The sequence below is a fragment of the Streptomyces katrae genome (genome assembly GCF_000966975.1).
GTDB classification, from domain to species: domain Bacteria; phylum Actinomycetota; class Actinomycetes; order Streptomycetales; family Streptomycetaceae; genus Streptomyces; species Streptomyces katrae.
In genome coordinates, this window is sequence record NZ_JZWV01000338.1 from 1 (window position 1) to 10,080 (window position 10,080).

General features: G+C 73.8%; 5 protein-coding genes and 3 pseudogenes. All 8 read left to right on the plus strand.

Annotation, left to right across the window (positions count from 1 at the left end):
* Window positions 1-834: pseudogene (locus tag VR44_RS13280) on the plus strand (ATP/GTP-binding protein); the annotation flags it as partial.
* Window positions 835-968: 134 nt separating this feature from the next.
* Window positions 969-2,476 (plus strand): annotated as a pseudogene (locus VR44_RS13285) (PucR family transcriptional regulator).
* Window positions 2,477-2,649: 173 nt separating this feature from the next.
* Window positions 2,650-4,095 (plus strand): aldehyde dehydrogenase family protein, encoded by a 1,446-nt coding sequence (locus tag VR44_RS13290; RefSeq protein WP_045947675.1) that lies wholly within the window; start codon window positions 2,650-2,652, stop codon window positions 4,093-4,095.
* A 157-nt stretch (window positions 4,096-4,252) separates the two neighbouring features.
* Window positions 4,253-6,202, plus strand: coding sequence for an acyl-CoA dehydrogenase family protein (locus VR44_RS13295; RefSeq protein ID WP_045947676.1), 1,950 nt, complete (start codon window positions 4,253-4,255; stop codon window positions 6,200-6,202).
* A gap of 68 nt (window positions 6,203-6,270) precedes the next feature.
* The gene (locus VR44_RS13300; protein WP_045947677.1) at window positions 6,271-7,230 is read left to right on the plus strand and encodes a hypothetical protein; all 960 of its coding nucleotides are present in this window, start codon (window positions 6,271-6,273) and stop codon (window positions 7,228-7,230) included.
* A gap of 10 nt (window positions 7,231-7,240) precedes the next feature.
* On the plus strand, window positions 7,241-7,591 hold the full coding sequence (locus tag VR44_RS13305; protein ID WP_045947678.1) for a hypothetical protein: 351 nt from the start codon (window positions 7,241-7,243) through the stop codon (window positions 7,589-7,591).
* A gap of 21 nt (window positions 7,592-7,612) precedes the next feature.
* A pseudogene (dxr, locus tag VR44_RS13310) lies at window positions 7,613-8,876 on the plus strand (1-deoxy-D-xylulose-5-phosphate reductoisomerase).
* Window positions 8,873-10,080 (plus strand): M50 family metallopeptidase (locus tag VR44_RS13315; RefSeq protein WP_045947679.1); only part of this gene is annotated, 1,208 nt, incomplete at its 3' end. The pseudogene dxr and the gene VR44_RS13315, both read left to right, overlap by 4 nt.

The window sequence follows — 10,080 nt, forward strand, 5'->3', positions numbered from 1 at the left end:
GGGGTGCCCAGCGCCGTCACCTCCCTGCGCCAGGCCCTGGAGGGGGCCGGCCAGCAGGCGATGCTCCGCGAGCTCGACGCGCGCGAGCGCCAGTACGGGGCCCACGGCGACCCCGGCCCGGCCCTCGCCGACCGGATCGCCCTGCTCGACCGGCCCGCCTTCGCCGGCTTCTTCGACACCACCGGCCGCGCCCGGCCCTTCTCCCTGCGCACCCTCGAACACCCCGTGCGGGTCCGCGTCGACCTGCCCGAACGCGGGCACGCCGAAGCCTCCCGGATGCTGGCCCGGCTGCTGCTCGCCCAGTTCAACGCCTCCGTCACCGCCCGCGCCGACCGCTCCCTGTTCGCCTTCCTCGCCCTCGACGACGCCTCGCACACCCTGACCCCGGAGACCGTCCGCGGGCTCCAGCGGCTGCGCTCGGTGAACGCCGGGGTGCTGCTCGCGCTGCGCTCGCTGGACGACGTACCGGAGGCCCTGCGCACCCCGCTGCTCGGGGCGGTCGGCTGCCGGATGGCCTTCTCCGGGGTGACCACCTGGGACGGGCAGCGCTTCGCCGACGCCTGGGGCACCGAGTGGGTCGAGACCCGTGACGTCACCCACCGGACCGTCTTCGCCGACCAGCCGCTGACCCGGGCCATCCACGCCTTCCGCAAGATGGTCACCGGCAAGGCCGTCACCACCGACGCGGTCACCGTGCGCCAGGTGGAGCGCGAGCGCTGGTCCGCCTCCGAGCTGGCCCACGCCGTACCGCCCGGCTGCGCGGTCCTGTCCCTGACCTCCATCCGGGGGGAACGAGCGGCTCCGCTTCTGCTCCGGCTGGCCGGAACGGGCTGAGGGGACCCGTACGGGGTGGCAGAATCGAGAGGGGTCGTTCATACGACTTGGAGAAAACCCCGGACCGGGGGAGCCCAGGATCGAGGACGCCCCTCCCACCGCTTCCTGCCCTCCCCGAAGGCCCCTGGTACCCGATGCCGCTCACCCTCGCCTCGCTCGTCCAGCACTCGGCGCTCAAGCTCAGCGTCCGGGCGGGGGAGAGCCGCCTCGACACCCCCGTGCGCTGGGCCCACGTCAGCGAGCTCGCCGACCCCGTCCCCTATATGGAGGGCGGCGAGCTGCTGCTCGTCACCGCCATGAAGCTGGACGCCGAGGACCCCGAGGAGATGCGCCGCTACGTACGGCGCCTCGCGGCCGCCGGGGTCGTCGGCATCGGCTTCGCCGTCGGCGTGAACTACGAGGCCGTCCCCGAAGCGCTGGTCCAGGCCGCCCGCGAGGAGGACCTGCCGCTGCTGGAGGTGCCCCGGCGCACCCCGTTCCTCGCCATCAGCAAGGCCGTCTCGGCGGCCCTCGCGGCCGACCAGTACCGGGCCGTGACCGCCGGCTTCGAGGCCCAGCGGGAGCTGACCCGGGCCGCGCTGTCCGCCGACGGCCCGGCCGACCTGCTGGCGAAGCTGGCGGCCCACGTGCACGGCTGGGCCGCGCTGTACGACACCTCCGGCGCCGTCGTCGCCGCCGCACCCGACTGGGCCGCCCGGCGGGCCGCCCGGCTCACCCCCTCCAGTCCCTCGGCACCGGCCGGCGGGCCCGCGGCGCGCTCGCCGTGGGTACGGCCGCCCCGCTGGGCACCGCCGAGCGGTACGCGGTGCACTCCGCCGTCGCCCTGCTGACCCTGACCACCGAGCGCTCACGGTCCCTGCACGACGCGGAGTCCCGGCTGGGCGCGGCGGTGCTGCGGATGCTGCTGGAGGGGGAGGCCGGGCACGCCCGGGCGGTGGCCGGCGATCTGTACGGGGCCCTGCTGGAGGCGCCGTTCCGGATCGTCGTCGCGGAGCCGGCCCTGCCCGGGACGGCCCAGCCGGAAGGGCTGGCGCTGCTGGCCGACACCGTGGAGTCAGCGGCCTCGCGGACCGGGGAGGCACTGCTGGTGGTGCCGGAGCCCGGACGGCTGGTGGTGCTCGCCGCCGACGGCGGAGCGGCCGTGCAGGCCTGCGCGGACCACGCGGAGGCGCTGGAGTCCCGGCGCGGGCGGGAGACGGCCGGGCCGGAGCCGGACGAGCTGGTGGTCGGGCTGTCGGCTCCCGCCGGGCCGGACGGCGTGGCCGCCGCCTTCAAACAGGCCGACCAGGCGCTGGCCGTGGCCCGGCGGCGGGGGCGGCCGCTGGTCGAGCACGAGGACCTCGCGGCGGGGTCGGTGCTGCCGCTGCTCGCCGACGAGGCGGTACGGGCGTTCGCGGACGGCACCCTGAGGGCCCTGCGCGAGCACGACGCGACCGGACGGGGTGACCTGGTGGCCTCCCTCCAGGCGTGGCTCGCCCGGCACGGGCAGTGGGACGCGGCCGCCGCCGACCTCGGCGTCCACCGGCACACCCTGCGCTACCGGATGAAGCGGGTCGAGGAGATCCTCGGCCGCTCCCTGGACGACCCGGACGTCCGCATGGAACTGTGGCTCGCCCTCAAGGCCAGCCCGCCCCACCGCTGACCCTCCGGGGAGGGGGGTACGCCGCCACGGGGTCCAGAGGCCCTCAGGCGACACTGACAAAGCGGCGCGGCCCCGCCGGGAGGTTCTCCAACGCGGATAAACCGCGAAGCACCCCCGGCGGCCTACCTTGGTGGAGACAAGACCACCGCACACACCGAAGGGCCGGGATTCGCATGACTTCCACCCACGCCTTCTGGCTCGCCGGCCGCCAGGCCACCGGCGAGGACAGCTTCGACGTCCACAACCCGTGGGACGGCCGGCTCGTCGGCACCGTCAGCGTGCCCACCGACGCCCAGGTGGAAGAGGCAGTGGCCGCGGCGCACGCCGTGACGGCGGAGTTCTCCGCGACCCCCGCCCACGTACGGGCCGCCGCCCTGGACCACGTGTCCAAGCGGCTCGTCGAGCGCACCGAGGAGATCGCCCAGCTGATCTCCGCCGAGAACGGCAAGCCCATCAAGTGGGCGCGCGGTGAGGTCGGCCGTGCGGTGTCCGTGTTCCGCTTCGCCGCCGAAGAGGCCCGCCGCTTCAACGGGGGAGAGGCCCAGCGCCTGGACACCGACGCCGGCGGCGTCGGCCGCCTGGCCCTGACCCGCCGCTTCGTCAAGGGTCCGGTCCTCGGCATCGCGCCGTTCAACTTCCCGCTGAACCTGTGCGCCCACAAGGTGGCCCCGGCCATCGCCGTCGGCGCGCCGATCATCCTGAAGCCGGCCCCGGCCACCCCGCTCTCCGGTCTGATCCTCGGCGAGCTGCTCGCCGAGACCGACCTCCCGGCCGGCTCCTGGTCGGTCCTGCCGGTCGCCAACGACAAGATGCCGGCCCTGGTCAAGGACGACCGCCTCCCGGTCATCTCCTTCACCGGCTCCGACACCGTCGGCTACGCCATCCAGCAGTCGGTGCCCCACAAGCACTGCACGCTGGAGCTCGGCGGCAACGCCGCGGCCGTGGTCCTCGCCGACTGGTCCTCCGACGCCGACCTCGACTGGGCCGCGACGCGTATCGCGACCTTCTCGAACTACCAGGCCGGCCAGTCCTGCATCTCCGTGCAGCGCGTGATCGCCGACGCCTCCGTCTACGACCGCCTCGTGGAGAAGGTCGTCGCGAAGGTCCAGGCCCAGGTCACCGGTGACCCGGCGGACGACGCCACCGACGTCGGCCCGCTGGTCTCCGAGGACGCCGCCAAGCGCGTCGAGTCCTGGGTGGACGAGGCCGTCTCCGCCGGCGCCAAGCTGCTCACCGGCGGCAAGCGCGACGGCGCCTCGGTCGAGCCGACCGTCCTCGCCGAGGTCCCGGCGGGCGTCAAGCTCGCCACCGAGGAGGTCTTCGGCCCGGTCCTGACGATCACCAAGGTCGAGAACACCGACGAGGCCTTCGCCGCCGTCAACGACTCGAAGTTCGGCCTGCAGACCGGTGTCTTCACCCGCGACGTCCAGGTCGCCTTCCGCGCCCACCGCGAGCTGGAGGTTGGCGGCGTGATCATCGGCGACGCCCCCTCCTACCGGGCCGACCAGATGCCGTACGGCGGCGTCAAGCAGTCCGGCGTGGGCCGCGAGGGCGTCCGCTACGCGATGGACGACTACACCTACGAGCGCGTCCTGGTCCTCACGGGCCTCGACATCTGACCGACTCGTACGGTCACAGACCGACGGCCGGAGCCTACTGTGCGGGGGCTCCGGCCGTCCCCCTTTTGCCGCGACCCCCGAATCCCCGGCACCCGAAACGGGTACGACTCACACGCAACCGATGGGCAGCCCCCGATGCGGCGAGGTGAGGACCCGGATGTCGGCAACACAGCCCGTACAGCCCAAGGTGACGGAGCGCGAGGCGCGGCAGGTCGCTGAAGCGGCCCGAGAACAGGACTGGCGCAAACCCAGCTTCGCCAAGGAGCTCTTCCTCGGCCGCTTCCGCCTCGACCTGATCCACCCCCACCCGCTCCCCGCCGGCGAGGACGTCCGGCGCGGCGAGGCCTTCCTCGCCCGGCTGCGGGAGTTCTGCGAGACCCAGATCGACGGGCAGCGCATCGAGCGCGAGGCCCGCATCCCCGACGAGACCGTGCGCGGGCTCAAGGAGCTCGGCGCCCTCGGCATGAAGATCAGCCCCGAGTACGGGGGCCTGGGCCTGACCCAGGTGTACTACAACAAGGCCCTCGCCCTCGTCGGCTCCGTCAGCCCCGCCATCGGCGCCCTGCTCTCCGCGCACCAGTCCATCGGCGTGCCCCAGCCGCTGAAGATGTTCGGCACCAAGGAGCAGAAGGACGCCTACCTGCCCCGCTGCGCCACCACCGCGATCAGCGCCTTCCTGCTCACCGAACCCGACGTCGGCTCCGACCCGGCCCGCCTGGCCACCACCGCCGTCCCGGACCCCGAGGACCCCGACACCTACCTCCTCGACGGGGTGAAGCTGTGGACCACCAACGGGGTGGTCGCCGACCTGCTCGTGGTGATGGCCCGGGTACCGAAGTCAGAGGGCCACCGGGGCGGGATCACCGCCTTCGTCGTCGAGGCCGACTCGCCCGGCATCACCGTGGAGCACCGCAACGCCTTCATGGGCCTGCGCGGCCTGGAGAACGGCGTCACCCGCTTCCACCGGGTCCGGGTGCCCGCCTCCCAGCGGATCGGCCCCGAGGGCGCCGGCCTCAAGATCGCGCTGACCACCCTCAACACCGGACGGCTGTCCCTGCCCGCCATGTGCGTCGGCGCCGGCAAGTGGTGCCTGAAGATCGCCCGCGAGTGGTCCGGGGTCCGCGAGCAGTGGGGCCGCCCCGTCGGCCGGCACGAGGCCGTCGGCGCCAAGATCTCCTTCATCGCGGCCACCACCTTCGCCCTGGAGGCCGTGGTGGACCTCGCCTCCCAGATGGCCGACGAGGACCGCAACGACATCCGCATCGAGGCCGCCCTCGCCAAGCTCTACGGCTCCGAGATGGCCTGCCTGATGGCCGACGAGCTGGTCCAGATCCGCGGCGGCCGCGGCTTCGAGACGGCCGAATCACTGGCCGCCCGCGGCGAGCGGGCGGTGCCCGCCGAGCAGCTGCTGCGCGACCTGCGCATCAACCGGATCTTCGAGGGCTCCACCGAGATCATGCACCTGCTGATCGCCCGCGAGGCCGTCGACGCCCACCTCTCCGTCGCCGGCGACCTCATCGACCCCGACAAGGCCCTCGGCGACAAGGCGAAGGCAGGAGCCCGCGCCGCCGGGTTCTACGCCCGCTGGCTGCCCAAGCTCGCCGCCGGCCCCGGCCAGGTCCCCGGCACCTACCGCGAGTTCCACCCGGCCGGGCACCCCGACCTCGCCACCCACCTGCGCTACGTCGAGCGCGGCGCACGCAAACTCGCCCGCTCGACCTTCTACGCCATGTCCCGCTGGCAGGGCCGCATGGAGACCAAGCAGGGCTTCCTCGGGCGGATCGTGGACATCGGCGCCGAGCTCTTCGCGATGAGCGCGGCCTGCGTCCGCGCCGAGCACCTGCGCGCCACCGGTGACCACGGCCGCGAGGCCTACCAGCTCGCCGACGCCTTCTGCCGGCAGTCCCGGCTGCGCGTCGAGGAGCTCTTCGGCCGCCTGTGGGCCAACACCGACGACCTCGACCGCAAGGTGGTCCAGGGCGTCCTGTCCGGCACCTACACCTGGCTGGAGGAAGGCGTCCTCGACCCCTCCGGAGACGGCCCCTGGATCGCGGACGCCGAACCCGGCCCGTCCACGAGGAAAAACGTTCACCGTCCCCTGCGCTGACCTGCCATCATCGGCATTGTTCGGACGGTTGTGCGAGCACGGGTACGAGTGCGAGGCGGACGAGGACGATGCCGACGGCCGAGGAGGACCGGGCCAGCAGGAGGCTGGCCCGGTGCGTGGCGCACCTGCTGCGCCACGCACCGCACCACGTGGTCGCCGCCCTCCTCGACCGGCTCGACGAGCCCGTCCGCAGATACCTGTGCCGTGACGAATGGCTGCCCGCCGCGGCCGTCACCCTGCTCCTGCGCCACGGCACCGACGCCGACCGGCACTACATCGCCCGCAACGCGCACGTCGTCGGCCGCCCCCTGCCCGGACTGCCCGGCCCCGCCCGCTACGCCGCCCGGCCCGGGCCCTCCCCGGAACTGCTGGCCCACGTCGGCCCCGGCCCCTTCACCACCGACGAGCTGACCGCCCTGCTGCGCCGCCACGGCCGCCGCCCCCGCGTCCCGCTCACCCTGCTGCGCATGCCGCACGAGCTCGACCCCGGGCAGCTGCTGCGCGAGCACGCCCGCGCCCCGCTGCCGGCCGGCGCCGTCGAGGCGCTGCTGCTGGCCGGCGGCCTCACCCGCACGGAGTGCCTCGCCCTGCTCGACGCGCGCGCCGGAGGGACGTACGGACGCCACTGGTACCGGCCCGCCGTGCGCGCCGTCCGCATGGGCCTGCTGACCTGTGACGAGCTCGTGGCCCACGTCGCCCCCGCCGCCCGCACCCTGCTCCTCGGCCACCTCCCCGTCACCCGCGGCCTGCGCTGGACCCTGCCCGAGCAGGCCGAGATGCAGTCGGCCGTCCACCGCGCCCTGCGCCCCCCGCTCGGAGAGGACCCCCGGCTCTGGGCCGCTCTGGGCCGAGCTGCCCCGCCGCGCCGCCGCCTTCCCCGGCACCCTGCCCGAGCTGGCCGCCGCGCTGGCCGCGGGCACACCGGCGGCGCCCGGCGCCGTACGGCACGACCCGGCACTGGCCCGGGCCGTACGCCACCTCGCGCCCGAGACGGCCCCCGCCGACCCGGCCGGGGCCTGGGAGCGTGAGCTGGCCCTGGTGAGCCTGGCCGTGCCGATGGACACCGCCGCCGAGGACGTCCGCTGGGTCCGCGACTGCCTGGACCGGGGGCTGCTCACCGGCGCCGACGTCATCCGGCACAAGGTCCCCGCCTGCTGGGCCCTGGACGAGGACCAGTGGCTCGGCGACATCGGCCACCCCGACCGCCACGACCGGCCCGCCGCCGTGCTCGCCGCCCGCGCCGAGGCCGACCGGCTCTTCGACGCGGCCCTCGGCGGCGACCCGGAGGCCTGGTGGCGCGCCGCCCGCGCCCTGCCGGACTTCGCCGGCACCCTCCCCGAACTCCTCGCCCGGGTCACGGACGGGGACTCCGTGTCCAAACGGCCCTGAGGAGCGGCAACAATGGGGGGCATGAGCGACAGTCCAGCCCCCCTCGCCGACCCGCACCTCCTCTTCGACGCCGCGGCCGGCCGCCGGGACATCGTCATCCTCGGGTCCACCGGGTCCATCGGAACCCAGGCCATCGACCTCGCCCTGCGCAACCCCGACCGCTTCCGGGTCACCGCGCTGTCCGCCGCGGGCGGCCGCGTGGAGCTGCTGGCCGAGCAGGCCCGCAAGCTGGGGGTGCGGGCCGTGGCCGTCGCCCGCGAGGACGTGGTGCCGGCCCTGAAGGAGGCGCTGGGCGCCGCGTACGGGCCCGCCGAGCCGCTGCCCGAGATCCTCGCCGGACCCGAGGCGGCGGCCGACCTCGCCGCCTCCCCCTGCCACACCGTGCCACACCGTCCTCAACGGCATCACCGGCTCCATCGGCCTCGCGCCCACCCTCGCCGCGCTCCGCGCCGGCCGGACCCTCGCCCTGGCCAACAAGGAGTCGCTGATCGTCGGCGGCCCGCTGGTCAAGGAGCTGGCGGCGCCGGGCCAGATCATCCCCGTGGACTCCGAGCACGCGGCCCTCTTCCAGGCGCTGGCCGCCGGCACCCGCGCCGACGTCCGCAAGCTGGTCGTCACCGCCTCCGGCGGCCCCTTCCGCGGCCGCACCCGCGCGGAGCTGGCGAAGGTCACCGTCCAGGACGCCCTCGCGCACCCCACCTGGGCCATGGGCCCGGTGATCACGGTCAACTCGGCCACCCTGGTCAACAAGGGGCTCGAGGTCATCGAGGCGCACCTGCTCTACGACATCCCCTTCGACCGCATCGAGGTCGTCGTCCACCCCCAGTCGTACGTCCACTCGATGGTCGAGTTCTCGGACGGCTCCACCCTCGCCCAGGCCACCCCGCCGGACATGCGCGGCCCCATCGCGATCGGCCTCGGCTGGCCGCAGCGGGTCCCCGACGCGGCCCCCGCCTTCGACTGGACCAAGGCCTCCACCTGGGAGTTCTTCCCCCTGGACACCGAGGCCTTCCCGTCGGTCGACCTCGCCCGCCACGTGGGCACCCTGGGCGGTACCGCCCCCGCCGTCTTCAACGCGGCGAACGAGGAGTGCGTCGAGGCCTTCCTCGCCGGCCGGCTGCCGTTCACAGCAATCATGGATACGGTCTCCGCAGTGGTCGATGAGCACGGGACGCCGCGGACGGGAACTTCCCTCACCGTCCAGGACGTCCTCGAAGCGGAGACCTGGGCCAGGGCCCGGGCACGGGAGATGGCGGCGCGGGCCGCCGTGGAGGCGGGCGCATGACGGGTTTGATGACGGTACTCGGGGTCGTGCTCTTCGCGTTCGGCCTGCTGGTCTCCATCGCCTGGCACGAGCTCGGCCACCTCTCCACGGCCAAGCTGTTCGGCATCCGGGTGCCGCAGTACATGGTCGGCTTCGGGCCGACCATCTGGTCGCGCAGGAAGGGCGAGACCGAGTACGGCATCAAGGCCATCCCGATGGGCGGCTACATCCGCATGATCGGGATGTTCCCGCCCGGCGACGACGGCAGGGTCACCGCCCGGTCGACCTCCCCGTTCCGGTCGATGATCGAGGACGCCCGTTCGGCCGCGTACGAGGAGCTCCAGCCCGGCGACGAGAGCCGGCTGTTCTACACGCGCAGGCCCTGGAAGCGCGTCATCGTGATGTTCGCCGGGCCGTTCATGAACCTGGTCCTGGCCGTGGCGATCTTCCTCACCACCCTGATGACCTTCGGGCTGAACACCCAGACCACCGTCGTCAGCTCGGTCTCCGACTGCGTCATCCAGCAGAGCGAGAAGCGCGACAAGTGCGCCGCCGGGGACCCGGCCGCCCCGGCCAAGGCCGCCGGACTCCAGGCGCAGGACAAGATCGTCGCCTTCAACGGCCGGCCGGTCAGCGACTGGTCCGTCCTCCAGAAGGACATCCGCGCCACCGTCGGCCCCGCCACCATCACCGTCGAGCGGGCCGGCAGGCGCCTCGACCTGCACGCCAACCTGATCGAGAACAAGGTCGCCAAGACCGACGCCGACGGCCGCTACGTCAAGGACCAGTACGTCACCGCCGGCTTCCTCGGCTTCGCCCCCGCCGTCGGCTACGTCCCGCAGACCTTCGGCCAGTCCGTCGACCGCATGGGCGAGATGATGGAGGCCGGCGTCCAGTCCCTGGTCGACCTCCCCGGCAAGGTCCCGGACCTGTGGAACGCCGCCTTCAACGGGGCCGAGCGCAAGCAGGACAGCCCCATGGGCGTCGTCGGCGCGGCCCGTGTGAGCAGCCAGATCTTCAACCTCGACATCCCCGCCCAGTACCAGCTGGTGTTCTTCCTGAACCTGCTGGCCGGGTTCAACCTGTCGCTGTTCCTGTTCAACATGCTCCCGCTGCTCCCGCTCGACGGCGGCCACATCGCCGGCGCCCTGTGGGAGTCCGTCCGCCGCACCGTGGCGAAGGTCTTCCGGCGCGCCGACCCGGGCCCCTTCGACGCTGTCTCTTA